General features: G+C 60.4%; 20 protein-coding genes. 12 read left to right on the forward strand and 8 right to left on the reverse strand.

The features are described from left to right. The first annotated feature begins 25 nt into the window (after nt 1-25). From KQ661_RS11330 to KQ661_RS11370, 9 genes are all read left to right on the forward strand, one after another. A complete protein-coding gene (locus KQ661_RS11330; RefSeq protein WP_235726964.1) occupies nt 26-1066 on the forward strand; it encodes an AI-2E family transporter in 1041 nt (346 codons plus the stop codon). Nucleotides 1067-1135: 69 nt separating this feature from the next. After that, nucleotides 1136-2092, forward strand: coding sequence for a 1,2-phenylacetyl-CoA epoxidase subunit PaaA (gene paaA, locus KQ661_RS11335; protein WP_216688468.1), 957 nt, complete (start codon nt 1136-1138; stop codon nt 2090-2092). 146 nt (nt 2093-2238) lie between these two features. Beyond that, nucleotides 2239-2526 (forward strand): 1,2-phenylacetyl-CoA epoxidase subunit PaaB, encoded by a 288-nt coding sequence (gene paaB / locus KQ661_RS11340; RefSeq protein ID WP_168675518.1) that lies wholly within the window; start codon nt 2239-2241, stop codon nt 2524-2526. A gap of 11 nt (nt 2527-2537) precedes the next feature. Further along, the gene (gene paaC, locus KQ661_RS11345) at nt 2538-3341 is read left to right on the forward strand and encodes a 1,2-phenylacetyl-CoA epoxidase subunit PaaC (RefSeq protein ID WP_216688469.1); all 804 of its coding nucleotides are present in this window, start codon (nt 2538-2540) and stop codon (nt 3339-3341) included. Next, nucleotides 3335-3844: a 1,2-phenylacetyl-CoA epoxidase subunit PaaD gene (paaD, locus tag KQ661_RS11350; protein WP_216688470.1), complete on the forward strand. Its 510-nt coding sequence runs from the start codon at nt 3335-3337 to the stop codon at nt 3842-3844. Before paaC ends, paaD begins: the two co-directional genes overlap by 7 nt. Before the next feature lie 147 nt (nt 3845-3991). Next, nucleotides 3992-4777 carry an enoyl-CoA hydratase-related protein gene (locus KQ661_RS11355; protein WP_216688471.1) on the forward strand — a complete coding sequence of 262 codons (786 nt, stop codon included), beginning with the start codon at nt 3992-3994 and terminating at the stop codon, nt 4775-4777. Beyond that, nucleotides 4774-5931: a 3-hydroxyacyl-CoA dehydrogenase NAD-binding domain-containing protein gene (locus KQ661_RS11360; RefSeq protein WP_216688472.1), complete on the forward strand. Its 1158-nt coding sequence runs from the start codon at nt 4774-4776 to the stop codon at nt 5929-5931. Before KQ661_RS11355 ends, KQ661_RS11360 begins: the two co-directional genes overlap by 4 nt. Before the next feature lie 74 nt (nt 5932-6005). After that, the gene (gene paaZ / locus KQ661_RS11365) at nt 6006-8069 is read left to right on the forward strand and encodes a phenylacetic acid degradation bifunctional protein PaaZ (protein ID WP_216727095.1); all 2064 of its coding nucleotides are present in this window, start codon (nt 6006-6008) and stop codon (nt 8067-8069) included. Nucleotides 8070-8195: 126 nt separating this feature from the next. After that, the gene (locus tag KQ661_RS11370; RefSeq protein WP_216725937.1) at nt 8196-8957 is read left to right on the forward strand and encodes an enoyl-CoA hydratase/isomerase family protein; all 762 of its coding nucleotides are present in this window, start codon (nt 8196-8198) and stop codon (nt 8955-8957) included. Between the two features lie 70 nt (nt 8958-9027). On the opposite strand, the gene KQ661_RS11375 is transcribed toward KQ661_RS11370, so the two are convergent. The 4 genes from KQ661_RS11375 to KQ661_RS11390 all read right to left on the reverse strand — a co-directional run bounded on the left by KQ661_RS11375 (nt 9028) and on the right by KQ661_RS11390 (nt 14213). Further along, the gene (locus KQ661_RS11375) at nt 9028-9489 is read right to left on the reverse strand and encodes a nucleoside deaminase (RefSeq protein ID WP_216688475.1); all 462 of its coding nucleotides are present in this window, start codon (nt 9487-9489) and stop codon (nt 9028-9030) included. 181 nt (nt 9490-9670) lie between these two features. Next, nucleotides 9671-10651: an esterase-like activity of phytase family protein gene (locus KQ661_RS11380; RefSeq protein WP_216727096.1), complete on the reverse strand. Its 981-nt coding sequence runs from the start codon at nt 10649-10651 to the stop codon at nt 9671-9673. Nucleotides 10652-10787: 136 nt separating this feature from the next. Further along, a complete protein-coding gene (locus KQ661_RS11385) occupies nt 10788-13874 on the reverse strand; it encodes a PD-(D/E)XK nuclease family protein (protein ID WP_216727097.1) in 3087 nt (1028 codons plus the stop codon). A 57-nt stretch (nt 13875-13931) separates the two neighbouring features. Beyond that, nucleotides 13932-14213 carry a hypothetical protein gene (locus tag KQ661_RS11390; protein ID WP_216727098.1) on the reverse strand — a complete coding sequence of 94 codons (282 nt, stop codon included), beginning with the start codon at nt 14211-14213 and terminating at the stop codon, nt 13932-13934. Between the two features lie 180 nt (nt 14214-14393). On the opposite strand from KQ661_RS11390, the gene KQ661_RS11395 reads away from it, so the two are divergent. Then, a complete protein-coding gene (locus KQ661_RS11395) occupies nt 14394-15338 on the forward strand; it encodes a DUF3078 domain-containing protein (RefSeq protein ID WP_216688478.1) in 945 nt (314 codons plus the stop codon). Between the two features lie 122 nt (nt 15339-15460). Beyond that, nucleotides 15461-15658: an AAA family ATPase gene (locus KQ661_RS11400; RefSeq protein ID WP_216727099.1), complete on the forward strand. Its 198-nt coding sequence runs from the start codon at nt 15461-15463 to the stop codon at nt 15656-15658. Between the two features lie 133 nt (nt 15659-15791). Here the strand turns inward: KQ661_RS11400 and KQ661_RS11405 are convergent, their stop codons facing one another. Then, nucleotides 15792-16820, reverse strand: a complete 1029-nt coding sequence (locus KQ661_RS11405) for a Gfo/Idh/MocA family protein (RefSeq protein WP_216727100.1) — start codon at nt 16818-16820, stop codon at nt 15792-15794. A 114-nt stretch (nt 16821-16934) separates the two neighbouring features. Further along, complete coding sequence (locus tag KQ661_RS11410) at nt 16935-18086, reverse strand: DegT/DnrJ/EryC1/StrS family aminotransferase (protein ID WP_317196097.1); 1152 nt, start codon at nt 18084-18086, stop codon at nt 16935-16937. A gap of 364 nt (nt 18087-18450) precedes the next feature. Here KQ661_RS11410 and KQ661_RS11415 point away from each other — a divergent pair, with 364 nt between their 5' ends. After that, nucleotides 18451-19347, forward strand: a complete 897-nt coding sequence (locus KQ661_RS11415; RefSeq protein ID WP_216727101.1) for a DUF6565 domain-containing protein — start codon at nt 18451-18453, stop codon at nt 19345-19347. Between the two features lie 87 nt (nt 19348-19434). On the opposite strand, the gene KQ661_RS11420 is transcribed toward KQ661_RS11415, so the two are convergent. Further along, the gene (locus KQ661_RS11420; RefSeq protein WP_216688482.1) at nt 19435-20331 is read right to left on the reverse strand and encodes a glycosyltransferase family 2 protein; all 897 of its coding nucleotides are present in this window, start codon (nt 20329-20331) and stop codon (nt 19435-19437) included. A 34-nt stretch (nt 20332-20365) separates the two neighbouring features. Next, a complete protein-coding gene (locus tag KQ661_RS11425; protein WP_216688483.1) occupies nt 20366-21049 on the reverse strand; it encodes a cell division ATP-binding protein FtsE in 684 nt (227 codons plus the stop codon). Nucleotide 21050: the final 1 nt, after the last annotated feature.

Below are 21050 nucleotides of genomic sequence, written 5' to 3' on the forward strand. Positions count from 1 at the left end.
CCAGTTTACGCCCGTTACTAGCCGATTGTCGCAGCATGTTTTTGTGCGCCGCGTGGGCATTACGGTCGGCATTGCCCTGGCGGTGCTGCTGATAACGGGATTGCTGGGCACGGCCTTCGCCGTATTGCTGCGGGTGCTGGCGGCGCTGCTCATTGCGCTGCCGCTGCGGGCCGGCGCCGAGTGGCTGCACCGCCGCATCAAGCTACCAAATGGCCTGTCGCTGGCGGTGGTAGCATTGCTGGTGCTGGGCCTGCTGGGCACCATGGGCTGGCTGTTCTCAGCCCGGATTGGCGAGCAGGCCAGCCAGATGCGCGAGCAGCTGCCGGAGGCTTATCGCAGCTTTCAGGAGCGCATTGCGGGCACCCGCTGGGGCGAATGGCTGTCGCAGGAAAACCTGAGCTACAAGAAGATTCTGGGGGGTGGCTCGGAGTGGCTGGGCCGGGCCACGGGCATCTTTTCGACTACTATCGGTGTGCTGGCTGATGTGTATGTGGTGGTATTTCTGGCGCTGTTCATTGCCATTCAGCCCAAGCTGTACCGGGCCGGCATCGTGATGCTGGTGCCCAAAGCCGGCCGCGACCGGGCCAACGAAGTGCTGGATAAAGTGAGCTCAACGCTCATTAAATGGTTTCTGGGGCAGCTTTTTTCGATGACGATGGTGGGCGTGCTCACCGCCCTGGGGCTGTGGGCGCTGGGCATGCCGCTGGTGGGCGCGCTGGCGCTGTTTGCCGGCCTCGTCACCTTCATTCCCAACTTGGGGCCACTGGTGGCTATGGTTCCGGCTATTTTGCTGGCTTTCTTTAATGGCGGCCCGCAGGAAGCTCTTTATATTGTGCTGCTCTACCTGGGCGTGCAGGCTGTAGAGAGCAATATTCTCACGCCGCTGGCTCAGAAAAGCTTAATTTCGATGCCGCCCGCCCTCATCTTTATTGCGCAGTTGGTTATCGGCTCCTATGCGGGCATTTTTGGGCTGATTTTGGCCACGCCCATCATGGCCATCCTCATTGTACTCACTAAAATGATGTATGTGCAGGACATATTGGGTGATAACTCGGTTAAAGTATGAGCCGCGCATATTAACGGTTTCTTCGCTACTTTTGAGAAACTAACGCTTGTTAGTATTTGTTGACTTCCTATGGAAAATCCCACCCAGCACCTTACCCCCGAAGAACAGTTCCAGGCCCGCATTGATGCCGACGTGCGCATCGAGCCCAAGGACTGGATGCCCGATGCCTACCGCAAGACGCTGATTCGGCAGATTTCGCAACATGCTCATTCGGAGTTGGTTGGGATGCTGCCCGAGGGCAACTGGATTACGCGGGCCCCTTCGCTCAAGCGCAAGTCCATTCTGCTATCCAAGGTGCAGGATGAGGCGGGCCACGGCCTGTACCTCTACAGCGCGGCCGAAACGCTGGGCACCACCCGCGACCAGATGCTGGCCGACCTGCATTCGGGTAAAGCCAAGTATTCCAGCATTTTCAACTACCCAACGCTGAGCTGGGCCGACATGGGCTGCGTGGGCTGGCTGGTAGACGGTGCCGCCATTTTGAACCAGGTACCGCTGTGCCGCACATCCTACGGCCCCTATGCCCGGGCCATGGTGCGCGTGTGCAAGGAGGAAAGCTTCCACCAGCGCCAGGGCTTCGAGATAATGCAGACGCTGTGCGAAGGCGCACCCGAGCAGAAAGCCATGGCCCAGGAAGCCCTGAACCGTTGGTGGTGGCCCACGCTGATGATGTTCGGCCCCAAAGACGAGGACTCGCCCAACACGGCCCAGAGCATGAACTGGCGCATCAAGCGCTTCACCAACGACGAGCTGCGCCAGAAATTCGTGGATATGATGGTGCCCCAGGCCGAATTCCTGGGCCTGACTGTGCCCGACGAAAAAGTGCAGTGGAACGAAGTCCGCCAGGCCTATGACTACGGCGAGGTGAACTGGGACGAGTTCTGGGCGGTGGTGAAAGGCAACGGCCTGTGCAACCGCGACCGCCTCGGGGCCCGCGTGAAGGCCCACGAGGAAGGTGCCTGGGTGCGCGAGGCCGCCATGGCGCACGCGGCCAAGCGCGCTGAGCGAGAGTTGGTAGCGGCGTAGCATTACAAGCAATAATTTTCAGAGCGTCATGCAGAGCGCAGCGAAGCATCGTTACTGCACAACGCAATTAAACCGCTTGGATTAGTTGTGACGGGCAAGATGCTTCGCTGCGCTCTGCATGACGTTCTACTTTCTAAGTAATAAAGATGAATCAATCCGAATGGCCTCTGTGGGAGGTCTTTATCCGCAGCAAGCAGGGGCTTGACCACAAGCACGTTGGCAGCCTGCACGCGGCCGACGCCGCGATGGCCATCCAGAATGCCCGCGACGTGTACACGCGTCGGCAGGAAGGCATCAGTATTTGGGTGGTGGAGTCGAAGCACGTCCACGCCTCCAACCCGGATGATGCGGAAGCCTTCTTCGACCCGGCCAATGATAAAGTGTATCGACACCCCACTTTCTACCAGGTGCCGGATTCCATTAAACACATGTAATGCAGGATGATATGCAATTTGCTTCGACGGAAAACCCGGCCCTGGCTACGTACACGCCGGCGGTGCGGCAGCAGCTGTTTCAGTTCGTGTTGCAGCTCGCCGATACCAGCCTGATTCTGGGCCACCGGCTGAGCGAATGGTGCGGGCACGGGCCCATTCTGGAGCAGGATTTGGCCATGGCCAACATCGCGCTCGATTTGCTGGGCGAAACCCGCAGCCTCTACCAATACGCCGCCGAGCTGGAAGGGCAGGGGCGCACCGAAGACGACCTCGCCTACCTGCGCAGCGCCACTGAATACCGCAACCCGCTGCTGGTGGAGCAGCCCAACGGCGACTTTGCCGACACCGTGGTGCGGCAGTTTCTGTTCGATAACTTCCACTACCACTTTCTCAAGCAGCTGCTCACTAATGCCGATGAGCGGCTAGCTGCCATCGCCGAAAAGTCCTTGAAGGAAGCCACTTACCACCTCAAGTGGAGCTCAGAGTGGATAATCCGGCTGGGCGACGGCACGGCGGAAAGCCGCCGCCGCGTGGAGAAATCCATTACGGAGCTGTGGCGCTTCTCGGGCGAGCTGACGACGCCCACGGCGCTGGAAAAATCGCTGCAAGCCATGGGCCTGATTCCGGAATACGAGGATATTCAGGCCAGCATGACGGCCCACGCCGAGCGCGTGCTGACGGAAGCCACGCTTGCCATTCCGCAGCAGATTTTCATGCTGACTGGCGGCAAGGACGGCCGCCACACCGAGCATCTGGGCTATATTCTGACCGAGCTGCAATACATGCAGCGCACGTTTCCCGGTCTGACATGGTAGCGCCCGCGCCTCCCGCCGAAGCCCACATCTGGCAGCTGCTGGAAGAAGTGACCGACCCTGAAGTTCCCGTGCTCAGCATTCTGGACCTGGGCATTGTGCGGGCCGTGCGCGTGGAGGGCGAGCAGATTACGGTGAGCATTACGCCCACGTATTCGGGCTGCCCGGCCATGAATACCATTGCCACCGATATCCGGCTGCGGCTGATGGCGGAAGGTTATACCAAGCTGACTATCAACAATCAGCTAAGCCCGGCCTGGACTACTGATTGGATGACTAAAGCCGGCCGCGAGAAGCTGGAAGCCTACGGCATCGCCCCGCCGATTGACGGGACAGCCAGTGGCCACGTCCTCAATTTATTTGGGAAAGAAACGGCCGTACGCTGCCCGCTCTGCAAGTCGGAGCACACGCATCTGGTCAGCCAGTTTGGCTCCACGGCCTGCAAAGCGCTGTACCAGTGCGACGACTGCCGCGAGCCATTCGATTACTTCAAATGTCATAGTTGATTCAATGTTCAAATCTGTCATCCCGAGCTTGCGAAGGACCTTATTGCGGAAGAACAGTTTGCCGCAATCCCACTGATGCGAACGTGATAAGGCCTTTCGCAAGCTCGGGATGACAGGCATTTATTCCTGCTTTCCACTTCCTTAATTATGCCTGAAAACGACCCCCTGATTTTTTCGCTGGACAACGGCATCGCCACCATTCGCCTCAACCGGCCCGAGGTTTTTAATAGCGTGAATAAGCCGCTGGCGCTGGCGTTTCAGCAGCATTTGCGCGACTGCCAGGCCGATGCCTCGGTGCGGGCCGTGCTCATTACCGGTACCGGGCGGGCTTTTTGCGCGGGCCAGGATTTGGCCGAAATCACTGGGCCGGACAGTCCGGAAGTGGCCGACATTGTGGAGCAGCACTACAACCCCATCATCATGTTGATTCGGGAGCTCGACAAGCCCGTGATAGCGGCCGTGAACGGCGTGGCCGCCGGGGCGGGGGCCAACATTGCCCTGGCCTGCGATATCGTAGTGGCCAAGGAGTCAGCCTCTTTTATTCAGGCGTTCAGCAAGATTGGGCTGATTCCGGACAGCGGCGGGACGTACTTTCTGCCGCGCCTTATCGGCATGCAGCGGGCCAGCGCCCTGATGATGACCGGCGACAAAGTGAGCGCCGCCGAAGCCGTGCAGATGGGCATGATTTACAAGGCATTTGCCGATGAAACCTTCGAGCAGGATGTGGCTGCGTTGGTGCGCAAGCTGGCCGCCATGCCCACCAAAGGCCTGGCCTACACCAAGCAGCTGCTGAACAGCACCTTCGCCAACGACGTGGCCCAGCAGCTGCGCGCCGAGGGCGACTACCAGCTTCGCGCCGGTAACACCACCGACTACCGCGAGGGCGTTGCCGCTTTCATCGAAAAACGCCAACCAACTTTCACCGGCCAATGAGAACCATCGGAATCATCGGTTGCGGGGCCATGGGCGCGGGCATTGCGCAGGTAGTGGCCACGGCCGGGCACACGGTGCGGCTGCTCGACCAGCACGCCGGTGCGCTGGAGCGGGCCGTTTCCGGCATTCAGAATAGCCTGCGGAAGCTGGCCGCGAAAGGCAAGCTGACGAGCGAAGTGGCCGAAGCAGCGGGCAGCCGTCTGCACGCCACCGCCGACATGCAGGATTTTGCGGACTGCGAACTGGTCATTGAAGCCATTGTGGAGGACTTGGGGGTGAAGCAGCAGCTTTTTCGCAAGCTCGAAGGTGTGGTTTCGGCCGATTGCGTGCTGGCCAGCAATACGTCGTCGCTGTCGCTCACGTCGATTGCAGCGGCCTGTGAGCGGCCGGAGCGGTTTGTGGGCATCCACTTCTTCAATCCGGCCCCGATAATGCAGCTGGTGGAAGTGATACCGGCCCTGCAGACGCGGGCGGGCCTGGCCGAGGAAATGAAGGCCCTGGTGGCCAGCTGGAACAAGCTGCCGGTGCTCACGCAGGACACACCGGGCTTCATCGTGAACCGCGTGGCGCGGCCGTTCTACGGCGAGGCCATTCGCATCATGGAAGAAGGCATTGCCGACCTCGCGACCATCGACTGGGCCATGACCGAGCTGGGCGGTTTCCGCATGGGCCCGTTTGCCCTGATGGATTTTATCGGCCACGATGTGAACTACCGGGTGACGGAATCCGTCTTCGCTGCCTTTTTCTACGACCCACGCTTCAAGCCTTCTTTCTCGCAAAAGCGGTTGTTTGAGGCCGGCTACTACGGCCGGAAATCGGGTCGGGGCTTTTACAATTATGCCGCCGATGTGGTAGCTCCCGAGCCCACCCGCGACGAAATCCTGGGCCGCCGGATTGTAAGTCGTATCGTGGCCATGCTCATCAACGAAGCCGTGGATGCGCTGGCTCTGAACGTGGCCTCGGTCGCCGACCTGGAGCTGGCCATGACCCGTGGCGTGAACTACCCCAAAGGCCTGCTGGCCTGGGCCGACGAGCTGGGCCCCGCCACCGTGCTGGCCACGCTCGACGACCTCTACGCCGAGTACCACGAAGACCGGTACCGCGCCAGCCCACTGCTGCGCCGCAAGGTGCGCGAGGGCAAGTTATTCCTGTAGAACACGCTTTAGCTTGTTCATCTCAACCTCCCTTACCGGCGCAAGCTAAAGCATGCGCTACAAGTCAACCTGCTATGACTCCCACCCTCGAAAACTACACCCTCGGCCGCTGGACCACTGGCGGCAGCTCGCCCCAGGAGTTGCTCGATGCCAGCACCGGCGAAGTCATCGCCCTGGCTAATACCGAAGGCTTCGACTTTGCCCAGATTCTCGACTACGGCCGCCGCGTGGGCAACCCCAAGCTACGCAAAATGACCTTCCACGAGCGGGGCCGGATGCTGAAGGCGCTGGCCTTCCACCTGGATAGCAAGAAGGAGCAGTTCTACGAATTGAGCTACCGGAGCGGGGCCACGCGGGCCGATTCGTGGATTGACATTGAGGGCGGCATCGGTAACCTATTTGCCAATGCCTCGCTGCGCCGTAAGTTTCCGGACAAGCCGTTTTACGTGGAGGGCGAGCCGGTGAGCCTGAGCAAGGGCGGCACCTTCATGGCCCAGCACCTGATGGTGCCGCGTGAGGGCGTGGCCGTGCATATCAACGCCTACAACTTTCCCATCTGGGGCATGCTGGAGAAAATTGCGGTGAACCTGCTGGCCGGCATGCCCGCCGTGGTGAAGCCCGCCGTGCCCGCCGCCTACCTCACGGAGGCCGTGGTACGCGAAATCATTGCTTCCGGCATTTTGCCCGAGGGTGTGCTGCAGCTGGTGGTGGGCTCGGGCCAGGGCCTGCTCGACCACGTTACGTATCAGGATGTGGTGACCTTCACCGGCTCGGCCGCCACCGGCCGCAAGCTGCGTGCCCACCCGCGCATCATCCAAGAAGCTGTGCCGTTTACGATGGAGGCCGACTCGCTGAACGCCGCCGTGCTGGGGCCGGATGCGCGGCCCGGCACGCCGGAATTCGACCTGTTCGTGAAGGAAATCCGCAAGGAGATGACGGCCAAGTGCGGGCAGAAATGCACCGCTATCCGCCGTGCCATTGTGCCCGCAAATATGCTGGAAGACGTGCAGATTGCCCTCGGCAAGCTGCTGGCCCAAACCACGGTGGGCCACCCGCAGGCCGATGGCGTGCGCATGGGCGCGCTGGCTGGCCGCGAACAGGCTGAAACGTTTCGCGAGCGGGTGCGGCACCTGGCTCGGAACACGCCCATCGTGTACGGCAGCCTCAATGAGCTGGTATTGCTGGGCAAGGACCGGGGCGCCGACTTCGCCAAGGGCGCCTTCACCTCGCCCATCGTGCTGCTGAATGAGCAGCCCTTCAAGCACCTCGACAGCCACGAAATTGAAGCCTTCGGTCCGGTGGTGACGCTGATGCCTTACCACGACGTGGAGGAGGCCGTGACGCTGGCCAACATGGGCAAAGGCTCGCTGGTGTGCTCGCTGGCTACCAACGACCCGCAAGTGGCCCAGGATTTCGTGCTCGGCGCGGCCACGCACCACGGCCGTATTCTGGTCATCAACGGCGAGATGGCGAAGGAAAGTACGGGCCACGGCTCGCCGCTGCCGCAGCTCATCCACGGCGGGCCCGGCCGGGCCGGCGGCGGGCAGGAGATGGGCGGCATCCGGGGCGTGGAGCACTTCATGCAGCGCGTGGCTCTGCAAGGTTCGCCCAGCATGATTACGGCCATCACGCAGGTGTATCAGACCGGTGCGAAGCAGGTGGAGTACGACAAGCACCCGTTTCAGAAGTACTTCGAGGAGCTGGAAATCGGCGAAACCTACACCACCCACAACCATACCGTGACGGAGGCTGACATCAGCGCCTTTGCGGGAATTTCAGGCGATAATTTTTACGCCCACGTCGATGCTACTTCGCTGGAGGGCACGCTCTTCACCGGCCGCGTGGCCCACGGCTACTATGTGCTTTCGAAAGCAGCCGGTATGTTCGTGGACCCGCGCAAAGGCCCAGTGCTGCTGAACTACGGCCTGGACGAATGCCGCTTCACCAAGCCGGTGTACCCCGGCACCACCATCGGCGTGAAGTTGACGGTGAAGGAGAAAGTGGGCCAGGAAAAGCGCGACGAAGCCGACATCGCCAAAGGCATTGTGCGCTGGCTGGTGACGGTGACGGATGAAACCAGCGAAACCGTGGCCGTGGCGACCATTCTGACGATGGTGAAGAAGAAGAACCAGGAGTAACAATCAATCAGGAAAGTCATGCAGAGCGTAGCGAAGCATCTTTACCGCAGCAGTAATCAGATTTACTATGGCGGTAAAGATGCTTCGCTACGCTCTGCATGACTTTCTTTCACCTACCTCAACCCCATGAGTAACACCCTCACCGCCGGCCACGTCGCGGCCGAAACCGATGCCGCCGGCATCACCACCATCACATTCTTCCACCCCTCGCACAACTCCCTGCCCAGCCGCGTGCTCAATGATTTGGCCCAGGCCATCACCCACGCCGGGCAGGACGAGGCCACGAAAGTCATTGTCCTAAAAAGTGAGGGCGAGCGCACCTTCTGCGCCGGGGCCAGTTTCGACGAACTGCTGACCATCGAAACCAAGGAGCAGGGCCTGGAATTCTTCTCTGGCTTTGCGCGGGTGATTAATGCCTGCCGTACGGCTCCGAAAATCATCATCGGCCGGGTGCAGGGCAAGGCCGTGGGTGGTGGCGTGGGCGTAGCTGCCGCTACCGATTATTGCTTTGCCACCCAGCAGGCCGCCGTGAAACTGAGTGAGCTGGCCGTAGGCATCGGCCCTTTCGTGGTGGGGCCGGCCGTGGAGCGCAAGATTGGCACCGCCGCCTTCCAGCAGCTGGCGCTGGATGCGGGCGAATTTCGCTCCGCCGCCTGGGCAAAGGAGAAGGGGTTATACGCCGAAGTGGTAGAAGATATTGTAGCGCTGGACGCTGCAATAGCCACTTTCGCTGCTAAAATGGCATCTTACGCGCCGGATGCTTTGCGGGCCATGAAGGAGGTTTTTTGGCAAGGCACTGAGCATTGGAATACGCTGCTGACCGAGCGGGCCGGTATCAGCGGTACGCTGGTACTGTCGGATTTTACGCGACGGGCGCTGCGGAAGTAGTGGAGGGAGACAAAAGAACGTCATGCCGAGCGTAGCCGAGGCATGACGTACTGGGTTAATGCATAGAGGCTTATTCCTCCATAATATCCTCGTTCCAGAGGGCGGGTTCGGCTTCGATGAACTCATTCATCATGTCCACGCACTCTTGCATGTCCATATCGACCACCTCCACGCCGTGGCTTTCGAGGAAGGCGCGGGACTCGCCGAAGGTGCGCGACTCGCCCACCATCACCTTGGGAATTTTGAACTGCACGATGGTGCCGGCGCACATATAGCAGGGCATCAGCGTGGTGTAGATAACGGTGTCGCGGTAGCTGCGCTGGCGGCCGGCGTTCGTCAGGCAATCCATCTCGCCGTGCTTGATGGCAGAGTCTTCCTGCACGCGCTTGTTGTGGCCCTGGCCGATGATTTTGCCATCGCGCACGAGTACCGAGCCGATGGGAATACCGCCCTGCGAGCGGCCCAGGCGGGCTTCGTCGATGGCGGCTTGCATGAATTCGTCTTTGGCGGGGGGAATGTTGGTGGTTGACATTGGATGAGTAGTTGTCTAGTACGGGTGGGAAGAACTGCGCTGATGGGGAATTACGGCCCTTTTGGATAGCGCGTCGCGCAAGATACCCATTCTGCTGAGAGGATGGATTGACGGGGTTGCCCAGCGGAAAGAAGGCTTTATCGGCTGTTGTTGGTCAGCTTCGTAGCCAATTAAATGGGAATCAGCGGGTGGCTTGTATATACAGGAGCGTGGTGCGGTACGGGCGGCTCGGCGTGTATTTGTCGTTGATGATGAAATAGCCGTTGTTGTAGGCCGCGATGCCTTCCCAGTTGTAGCCCCAGTATTGCTCCGGCAACTCCCACAGCAGCTGCCAGGTGAAGCGGTTGTCTTTGAAAACGACATCGACCAGCCGGCAGTAGCTTTCGAATCCGTTGCGGTCGGTGATGAGTTTCGTGTTGGTGGTATCGCTGGCGGGGGTGCGGTAAACGGCATCGCCGCCGCCCCCTTTGAAGAAGTAGTTGATTGCAGTGAAGTGGTTGCTGCCCGTAGGCGTCATGTCCGTGATGCGGAATGGCAGCGGGGCGAAGGGTAGCGTGGGCGGGCTACCCAAGGCAGGGGCAGGGCGCTTGGAAAGTGCGTAGGCGTAGTTCTGGCCGGGAAAGGAGTTGAATTCGAAGAACGCAACCAGCTGCTTTTTTGCCTGCGCCATCGCCTCAAATCCGGCGTTGTAAATATGCTGGCCATCGGCGGTCAATGGCTTGGCCAGCGGGGTGAGGAAGGTGGTATCCATCACCACGGCGCTCGCAGTCAGGCTCCCTTTTAGCAGATAGCAATTGGTGGAAGGGGTGGCGGTTTCGACTGAAAAATAGATGTCATTTCCGTCGATTAGTATGGCTTCCAGTCCTTCGTACTGCTGCCCTGTGGTCAGCATTTTGGTGCGCAGCGCCGGGAGCTGGTTAAGCGGGAGCTTCTGGTAAGGCAAAACGTACGCGGTATCGAGCAGCTTGCGGTCCAGGTCTGCCAGCTTCAGGGTATAGAGCTTGGCCTCCGCACGGTCCTGCAGCCGGCTTTCCGAGAGTAGAAACAGCTTACTGGAGCTGACTGCCAGCCCGGAAAACTGATTATCATAAAATTCCAGCTCTTTAGGCAGCGAAATGGAATGAACGGTGAACAGGGCCGCTGCGCCGAAGCATATAGGCAAAAAAAGAAGCAAATTAGCCCCAACAGGTACTTCATATAAAGTAAGCTGAACTGGTATTTCTTGTGATAATCAGACTGCCCCAAACCTGCTTCGGTAAAATGGTGAACCTTGAGAAAGTATCTGCGCCGTGCCACAATCACCTCGCACAGATGCCTTTATAGGGGCAGTATTCGCACTTTGTGAAGTCGTCGGTTTTGCGGATGGGTTCGGTGGGGTCGAGGATGCGGAGGACGATTTTGCGCACCAAGTCTTCGGAAACGGCTACGAAGTCTTCGCCGCCTTCGGTGAGGAAGCTGAGGTCGGCGGAGAGCAGGCCTTCGTCGATGTTCCGGAGCGAGAGAATAGCCGTTTCGGCCGTTTCGCGTTTCACGGTGTGGGCCAGCATGAGGCGGTAGAGCCAGAGCTGGCGCACCTTGTCGGCGCTAGTGCTGGGCTCGTGCAGGAGGCGGTCGGTGGCTTCGGCGGCGGTGAGCTTGTCGCGGTAGCCGCGCAGCTGCAGGTCGCTCTTTTTCACGAGCCCCGACTTGTAGTCCACTACCCGCAGGCGGCCGTCGGGTAGCTCATCCACGCGGTCGGCGTAGCCGAACAGGCGCACCGCCAGCGGCTCGGCCTGGCCCGGCACATCGACAAAAATGGTGGCGGCCAGTTCCTTTTCAAGCCCAAAAAGGCGCAACGGCAGCATGCCGGGCTGCTCGGTGAGGCTTTCCAGCAGGCGCACCACCAGGCGGGTGGCTACCTGGCCGTACACGTGGTTGAGGCCTTCGTCGGCGCGGGCGTGCTTCTCGCTTTCTTCCTGGCGCAGGGCGCGTTGCACCTCGGCCGGGGCCTGCTTGATAAGCGCGGGAATATCCTCGGCCGTAATCGAACGGGCATCTTGCTCGAAGGGCCGCATCAGATTTTCCAGCGCCTCGTGCATCATGGTGCCGAAGCTGCTGGCTTCGAGGGTTTCTTCCACGGCATCGTTTTCGTGGAAGCGGGCCACTTTCGAGAAGTAGAAGCGGAGCGAGCAGGCCAGGAAATCGTTGAGGCGGGAGGGCGAGATGTTGCGTTCGAGCACGCCACGCAGGGCGGCCAGCATCTCGGGGTCTTTTTCGAGGACGAGGTCGCCTTGGAGTGAGCTAAGAGTTAGGAGTGAAGAGTTAGGAGTTGAATCAATAGCTGCTGCCGCTTTAACTCCTAACTTTTCACTCCTAACTCTTAACTCCGTTGAGGGAACCGAAACGGTTAAATCTTCCAGCACCAGCTGCGGGTTTTGGGGCAGTAAGTCATTCTGCAGCTGCAGTAAGAACCGGCTGCGCTCGCCGCTTTTCATGCCTTCGGCCCCGGGCAGCACGTGTACTAAATCGACCCGTTGGGCGCGTTGCAGCAGGCGCCAGAAATTGTAGGCCGTGATGGCCTCCGCATCGGCATAAGTGGGGAGGTCGGCGGCCGTGAGAACGTCGTAGGGAAACAGCGACTGCTGGCGCTTGGGGGCCGGCAGCACGCCCTCGTTGCAGCTGAGGATGATGAGGTGGTCGAAATCGAGGGCGCGGGTTTCGAGCAGGCCCATCACCTGCACGTCGGCCAGCGGCTCGCCGGAGAAGGGCAGGCGGGTGCGGCCCATCTGCTCATACAGGAAGCGGCGGAACGAGCGCACCGACAGGCGCTGCTCGCGGCAGTCGAAGGCCGAATCGAGCTGCTTGACGAGGGTGTAGAACAGGTACAGGTATTCGGCCCCGAGTCCGGTTTCGCGGTCCGTATCCGCTATTTCGGCCGAGTACACCTGGCGCAGCAGGTCGATAACGGCGTAGCAGGCCGCGATAATGTCGTCGCAGTTGTCCCAGGTTTTGAACAGGGCCTCGATGAGCGGATGGTGCGCGCCGAGCTTGAGCAGCTCTTCGGCGGGCAACAAAACCGCGTTCAGGCGCACAATTTCGCGGCACACCTGGTCGAGAATACCGTGGTACTGGGGCTGGTCGGCCTGCTGGTCCTGCCAGTGCTGGTAGCGGCGCAGGAAGGGATGGCTCAGTAGCTTGCTGACGGCCAGATGGTGGTAGCGCGGCACGCCATAGCCGGTTTCCTGGCTGCCCTCGCGGATGCCAGTGAGGTGGACTTCAAACAGCAAATCGACCAGGTTGAACAGCGGCGTGGCCTGGAAGCTCAGGCCCATGGTCACGTTGTAGTCGGGCACCTCGTTGGGCGGCAGGCCGTGGAGCACGGGCAGGAGCAGGGTTTCGTCGGGCAGCACCACGGCCACGGTGGCGTCGGGGTAGCGCTGGCGGGCTTCGGCCAGGAGCTGGCCGGCCAGCTTGCCCTGCATGCTGGGGTTGGCCACGCCCAGGTAGCGAATGTGGTGGGGCTGGCCGCGCAGCCACTCCACGCCGCCGCCAAAATTATCGAGCGGCAGTTTCCACTGCTCGAAGTAGCGGCGCAGGTGCTGGCCGGCGCGGTTGGGCGAGCCAGCTTCGAGGTAAAACGGGTCGGCGTCGAAGTGCACTTCGGCCCGGCCGGCGTTCAGCAGCAGGCGAATCAGCTTTTCCTCGGACCTCGACAAATTCCCCAGCCCCACAAAAACGTGGCGGGCCGGCGCAGCCTGCGCCGGGTCTTTCAGCATCTTTTCCAGCTTTTCCACGGCCAGGCGGTAGGCCAGGCCGGGGTAGGCGAGGTGGTTGGCCTTCATGCGGCGCTGCAGCTCGTGATACACCCGCTCCAGCTGGTCCCAGAAGCTAAAGGAGTGCGCGGCGGCCTGGCTTTTGGGCGGCAGCGCGGTCAGGTCCCAGCGCTCCAGGGCCTTGGCTTCGCTCAGGTATTCGAACACCTTGTGGGTGTCTGCCAGGTTTTGGTCGAGGTTGGAAAAGTCGCTGAGCAGCATACTCGCCCAGCCCACAAATTTGTCGAAATCAAGACCGGTGTCGATGCCCTTCAGAATGTCGTAGAGCAGCAATTGCAGGGCAATGGGCTCTTCTACCTGTATGCTGGCCAGCTCCACCATGTAGTCTTCCATGGCGGCCACGCGCGGTGCCCACAGCGGCGCGCCGCCGGGCAGCGCCAGCGCCAGCTCGTTCTTCAAATACACCACGGCGCGGCGCGTAGGCACTATCACCACAATATCGGACAGCTCATCGAGTGGGCCGGAGCCGTAGCGGTCCAGCAGCTCGCGGGCGGTGTTGGCCAGGAAGGAAATCGGGGCTGCGCCCGGCGTGGCGGGGGCAGCAGTGGGGTAGGGGGCGGGCAGGGCAGGCATTGGGGTAAAGATACCAGCCCGGCGAGTAGCACAAACGCCGGCCGGTAGCCGGCTGGGCTATATGAGGGGGTGTTCCTGCCAGGGTGCTGCCTGGCACTGCGCCACAAAATCGTGCAGCAGGGCCAGCATCTCGGGGCGGGTGTGTGGCCGGGGTCCCAACAGGGCGGGCGAGTCGGGGGCTACGTAGCCCAGCAGCGTGCGCAAGTGCTGCGGCTGCGCCACGCGGAAGTCCATGCGCCACTCGCCAAAGTCGCGGTGCTGGGTGAGCAGCGCGGTAAGCTCCGGGGTTTCAAAGGGCACCAGTGACTGGCTCTGATAAACAAGTTGGTACAAACTCATGCGCTTCAGCTAAAGGGTGAAACATTGAATCTCCGATATACATGGTACGATGGCTGCTTGATTTCATATCAGGAAGATAGACAAATAGCGGATTTTGAGTAATGTTGAGCTTGCGGTTTGCTCGCGCGTGAGCCTGCCGTAGCGCCGTTATTTGCCGTCTCAAACCATCGTTGCCTTGTCATGAAACAACGTTTCTACCTCGTATTAGCTGCCCTGGCCCTGGCCGCCGCTCCCGCTCTGGCGCAGACCACGCCCGCCGTTATCCCCGACCCCGCCCCGCCGGCCACACCCGACCCGCTCTGGCACAAATCCATCAAAACCGGGCTTGGCCTCAACGAAGCTCTGCTTAGCACCAACTGGCGCGGCGGCGGCGTCAATACCATTGGCTTCAACGCTTCCTTCAATGCCAGGGCCAACCGCAAAAGCGGCCTGCACAGCTTTGATAACGAAGCCGATTTCCTCTTCGCTTTTTCCCAAACCCGGGGCCTGGGCTACCGCAAGGGCCAGGACCGCCTCTACCTCGATACCAAATACGGCCGTGCCCTTACCGAGCGCTGGGATATGTTCCTATCGCTGAACCTGCTCTCGCAATTTGCCCCCGGCTACAAGTACGACACCGATGCCGCCGGCAACGACCGCGCCCAGCTCACCTCCGATTCCTTTGCGCCAGCCTTCATTACGGCCGCCTATGGGTTTGAATACCACCCCGCTACTTATTTCCACCTGCGCCTCTCGCCCTTCGCCCCGCGCCTCACGGTGGTAAACCGGGTCGAGCGCTTCACGGCGGCCCTCGGCGATAAGCCCTATGGCGTCAATCCCGGCCACAGCACCCGCTTCGAGGTACTAGCCGCGCAGGTGCTGGCCGAATTCGACAAGAACATCAGCCCCAACGTCAACCTAAAGGCCCGCTACGTCCTCTTCGCCAACTACGAACACCTCAACTTTCAGGAAATCGACCACCGTCTCGACGTCAGCCTCACCGCCAAAGTGGGCAAGTACGTAAACGTCGCCCTCAACGGCATCGCCCTCTACGACTACGACCAGGACCACGGCGTGCAGTATTCGCAGGGTCTCACCATCGGAGTCGCCTACGCCATCAAGAACTACGCGGATGCGAAGAAGTAGCTGAGTTGAAACTTTTGCTACCTAAGTAGCGCCGGGGCCGGGAGGTGCCGGCGCTTTTTGGCGGGGCCATGCCCGCCCCGGCGGTCCCTATATTTGTTTCCTCCCCGAATTCCCTTACTCCTATGGCGAAGAAAACCAAAGCTCCCACCCCCGAAGTCCCTGCCGTTTCGGAGCAGCCCTATTATTTGCAGCGCGCCCACATCAAGGATTTTCGCTCTATTCGGGATGCAAAGGTGGAATTCAAGCCGGGACTGAATATCATTATCGGGGCAAATGGGTCGGGGAAGACGAATTTAGTGCAGCGAGTGAATGGGGTGTAATTCAAAACTACGCGCTGCCCTTTTCATGAGTCATCGGCCCTTGCCTCTGGGCTCCACTAAGGGCCGATGACACCAGTCCGAACTTCTGCTTGGTGGTGGCAGCGCGTAGTTTTGAATTACACCCGGTTAGCTACTACCGCAACGCGTAAATCCGCTCAATTATCTCCACCACTTTCAGCCCTTCCAGCGCATTGGTCGTGGCGAAGCTGCGGCGCTGCACGGTATCCACCACGTTTTCGATGACCTGCACATGGTTGGCGGCCGAGCCCTGGAAGGGGCCGTAGTCGTTGGCGGCGTTGGTGGGGGGCAGCGGGGGCATCTCGTATTTTTCGAGGTGGCAGTACTCCACCTTGTCCATGTACTGGCCCGCGATGCGCAGGCTGCCGCGCTCGGCCACCACGGTGAGGGAGCTTTCGAGGTTGCGGTCCCACACGGCGGTGCTATAGCTGAGGGTGCCGCTGCCACCGCGCAACAGGTCGAAGGTCACGAGGCCGCTGTCCTCAAATTCGGTAAGGCCGGCGTGGGTGAAATCCCGGAATCGGGCCGAAATATTGGTGATGTCGCCAAACACCCAATACAGCAAATCGATAAAATGACTGAACTGGGTGAATAATGTGCCGCCGTCGAGCGCCTGGGTGCCCTTCCAGCCGTCGGCCTTATAGTAACGGGCATCGCGGTTCCAGAAGCAGTTCAGCTGCACCAGAAACACCTGGCCCAGCCGGCCCTCGTCGTACACCTGTTTCAGCCAGGCGGCCGGGGGCGAGTAGCGGTTCTGCATCACCCCAAATACCAGTCGCCCGGTTTGCAGCGCCGTGTGCACGATGGTTTCGGCATCGGCCTTATGCAGCGCAATGGGCTTTTCGATGACGACGTGCAGGCCGTGGCGCAGGCTGGCAACCGCCTGCGGGGCGTGCAGGCCGTTGGGCGTGGCTACCGTGAGGACGTCGGCCGCCGGCCCGGTTTGCAGGTATGCTTCGAGCGAAGCGAAGAACGGTACGCCCGGAAACTCAGCTGCGAGGCCGGGTTGGAGGTCGGCGCGTGTGTCAATCAGGGCCGCCAGCACGGCACCCTCGTGGCGCGAAACCAGCGCGGCATGGCGGCGACCAATGTGGCCCACGCCGCAGATGGCGAAACGAACGGAAGGCGACGTAGAAATTTGCATGGTAGAAAATGCTCGCACAGCGGTTTGAAAGAGGGAAAGGAGGTCAGCAAAGCAAGAGGGAAAACACTCGGTGGACCTTCTTTCCCTCTTTCAAGCCGCTGTGCGAAATAATTATTACTTGAAGAACTCGCCGACATATTGCACCACATAATCCACCTGTTCCGCCGTCAGCAGCGGATGAATGGGCAGCGACAACACTGCCCCGCACAGCCGTTCGGCCACCGGAAACTGTCCCGCTTGGTAGCCCAGGTAGGCATAGGCCGGCTGCGCGTGCACCGGCAGCGGGTAGTAAATCATGGTGGGCACGCCGCAGCGGTGCAGGTGGTTTTGCAGCTCATCGCGCCGGCCGGTTTCCGCTACCTGAATGGTGTACTGATGAAAAACGTGGCTGCTGCGCGCATCGCGGGCCGGAATGTTTATGCCGGGCACAGTGGCCAGCGCGGCATCGTAGCGGGCGGCCACGGTTTGGCGGGCTGCCGTGTTGGCGGGCAGTTGCCGCAGCTTCACCCGCAGCAGGGCGGCTTGCAGGGTATCGAGGCGGGAGTTGAGGCCGATGTGCTGGTGGTGGTATTTGCGGCTCTGGCCGTGGTTGGCCAGCTGGTGGAGCAGGGCTGCACGGGCCGCGTCGTGCGTTATCAGCGCGCCGCCATCGCCGAGGCAGCCGAGGTTTTTGGAGGGAAAAAACGACGTGGTGCCCACTTCGCCTACGGTGCCGGCGTAGGCTGTTTCGCCATTTGCAAAGGTGAATGAGGCGCCCAGCGCCTGGGCGTTATCCTCAATTAGCGGAATGCCGTGGCGGGTAGAAATTGCCCGTAGTGCTTCCAAATCGGCACATTGCCCAAACAAATGCACGGCTACGATGGCGCCGGTACGCGGCGTAAGGGCTGCATCCACGGCGGCCGGGTCGATGTTGAACGTGTCGGGGAGTGCATCAACCAGCACTGGCTTCAGGCCCAGCAGGGCGGCGGCTTCCAGCGTGGCCACGTAGGTGAAGGCGGGGATGATGATTTCGGCTCCGGCCGGCAGGCGCAGGCTCATGAGGGCCAGGGTGAGGGCGTCGGTGCCGTTGGCGCAGGGGGTGATGTGCGCGCCGCCCAGGTATTCGCCCAGCTCGGCTGCGAACTGCCCCACGGCCGGCCCCTGAATGAAGGCCGCCGAAGTCATTATCTCCGCAACTGCCTCGCTGAGTGCTGGTTGCAGCGCCGCGTGCTCAGCAGCCAAATCGAGCAATTGAATGGGGGAGGGCGGGGCCGGGAGTATGGACACGGATAATAAGGAGCAGGAGCGGCCCCAAAGATAGAAGCCGGTTCGGGGCGGCCGGGTTCAGCAAACCGGCGACGACTTCCGGGCAGCATAATTTACAGGCAAGCCGATGAAAACCGATGAGCCGACGACCACCGGGCGAGGGCAAATAAAGGACAATTATAAAATGAATTTCAGATGAGGGTAAAATCGGTTTTGTGCCGTCTTTGCCAGGGTTTTGCGGCATTTAGCATATGCTGAAAATCGGTAATGAATTGCTGGACAATACTATTCAGGGATAACCTGTGGCCGGATGCTTGCGTTAAGCTACCCCAGGCGCCAGCCAGTTGAATGCCGTCGCGCTGATTCTTTACCAACGCAATTTGCTATGAACAACAACCAATCTTTCCTCCGTACCCTGGGCTTTGTCTTGCTGATGGGTGGCGTGGCGGTAGCCAATACCGGCTGTTCGCAAGCCGATAAGCAAGAAGTTTCGGCCGAAAGCGACCAGGCCTACAACGACATGGCCACCTTCGTAGATAATACGGAGGCCAAAGCAGATGCTGTGGGCGACGAAATGCAGGCCGACTACGACCGGGAAACTACCGAGATGAAGGCCGATTACGACACCAAAAAAGCTGCTACCGACAAAAATGTCGACAAATACGACGACAACCGCCGGCAGGAAATTGATAAGCTCAACACCCGCTACACCACGGCCCTGGACCAGCGCACCAGCGCCTGGGACAATCGTATGAAGGTGGGCGACATGGGCCAGTACTACAAGCCCACCAGCCCCGCCGCCCAGCTAACGGCCGCCAACGCTCGCACGACTTATGAAAAATTCGTGCAGAACGTGAAGAGCAACCAGGAGAAATACGACATCAACGACTGGCGCAACATCAACGCCGAATGGCGGGCAATGGATGAGGCCTACGACAAGGTGAAAGGCAACATTTCTGTGAATGACCTGGCCGAGATTCAAAAGGAAAAGCTGAAATATTCTGCCTTCAAATCCTGGGATAAAACGAAAATTCGCGCTAACCAGGGGGCTGATGTCGTAGCCGGCAAAGCCGACGAAGTGAGCGACGAAACTGCCGATGAGCGTAGCCGCGCCGGCCAGGCCATCAGCAATACCGCTTCTGATGTGAAGCAAGCCGGTAAGGACGTGGGCCACGGGGCAGCCGAAGTAGGCAAAGACATCGGCCAGGGTGCTGCCAAAGCCGGTAAAAAAGTAGGCGGCGCCGTGAAAGACGTATTTGACGGCAAAGACGATAAGAAGTAATCCGTTATCCGTAACGAATAGCAAAACCGGTTTTTGGCCTCGTGCCGAAAGCCGGTTTTTTGTGCCACTGCCGGCCACTGCTTGGCGTTACGCCAGCTGCTGCAATAGCCAGTGCAGCTTCAGTAAATCGAAATGCCGCAGGCCGGGCGTGGCGGAGAGGAGCTGCCGCCGCAAGGCGGGTGCCACTGCCCGCAGTGCCACGCGCGCCGCCGGCGCCAGCCCCAGCCGGCGCAGCCGCAGCGCCGTTTGCAGCAGCCGCGAATCAGTTCCCAGGCCGTCTTCGCGGTACACCCGCGCCAGGTTGCACACTGCCTGCTCGCTTTTTTGCAGGAAAATGGCCGCTGGCTCCAGCCCGGCATGAATCACCGGATTATCGAGATGCAGCACGGGCACTTGCGTTGCGGCCAGCACTTCGCCGAATTTGGTGTCCTCGTGGCCATAGCCGGTCAGGCGCTCATCGAGCGGAAACCGATGGAAAATATCCGCTCGAATCAGCATATTATTGATGGTTAACTGCCCGTAAGGGGCCGCTTGGCGCACGGCGGCCGGCCGAGCTTCGCGGGCCTGGCCATAAAGCCAGCGCAAGTACAAGGCGGCCTCGGCGGGCGGAGCAGCCTCATAGCAGGTGCCGCCAATGAGCACCGCCGCCTGGTGCCGGGCGGCGGCGTAGCGGGCTAGAAATTTCGGGTCGGGTAGCAGGCTGTCGTTGTCCAGCAGCAGCAGCCACTCGTGTTGCGCGGCGGTTGCCAGCTGATTTCGGATTTTGGCGCGGCCCACGTTGCGCGGCAATTCGCGGTAGTGTACGCCGGGCAAATCGTTCAACGGCCGGTTCGACTGGCGGTAGGCATCAGTGGAGAAATCGTCCAGCAGCCGGATTTCCACCGCGCCGGGCCAGTCGGAAACCTGCGCGAGCAACGAATGAATTAACTCCCCAACGGCGCAATTATAAACCGGAATTAAAACGGATAAACCGGCTACTGCCATTTCGGAAATATTGCGGCCTGATATATGAAGTTTATCAGCTAAAACGGCGGGCTGAATCCAGTAATTCGCCGTCCTTACACGTCAGTACGCGGTGCGGATATTGCTCAATTAACTGAAAATTGTGCGTCGCCATCAAAATAGATGTGCCCGCGTTATTTATTTCGCCAAACAGCTGCATGATGCTGGCCGAAACGTCTGGGTCGAGGTTGCCGGTGGGCTCATCGGCCAGCAGTAAAACCGGCTCGTTGAGCATGGCGCGGGCAATAACCACGCGCTGCTGCTCGCCACCCGAAAGGCGGTGCGGCATGCGGTTGGCCGCGCTGCTCAGGCCCACGCGCACCAGCACGTCGGAAATGCGCTGTTGCTTCTGCGACTTGCCTTTCCAGCCCGTCGCGTTGAGCACGAACATCAGGTTTTCGGCCACCGTGCGGTCGCTCAGCAGCTGGAAATCCTGAAATACGATGCCCAGCTTGCGGCGCAGATAAGGCACCTTGCTGGCCGGCAGCCTGGGCAGCGAAAACCCCGCCACGGTGCCCATGCCGCTTTGCAGCGGCAGGTCGGCATACAGGGTTTTCAGCAGCGACGATTTGCCCGCGCCGGTGCGGCCCACGAGGTAGGCAAATGCGCCTTTCTCCAGCGCAAAGCTCACGCCCTGCAACACGGCCTGCTGCTCCTGCATTATCGTGGCATCGTGCAGCTCAATAACGTTTTCGGTCATA

The organism is Hymenobacter siberiensis (genome assembly GCF_018967845.1).
Taxonomy (GTDB): Bacteria; Bacteroidota; Bacteroidia; order Cytophagales; family Hymenobacteraceae; genus Hymenobacter; species Hymenobacter siberiensis.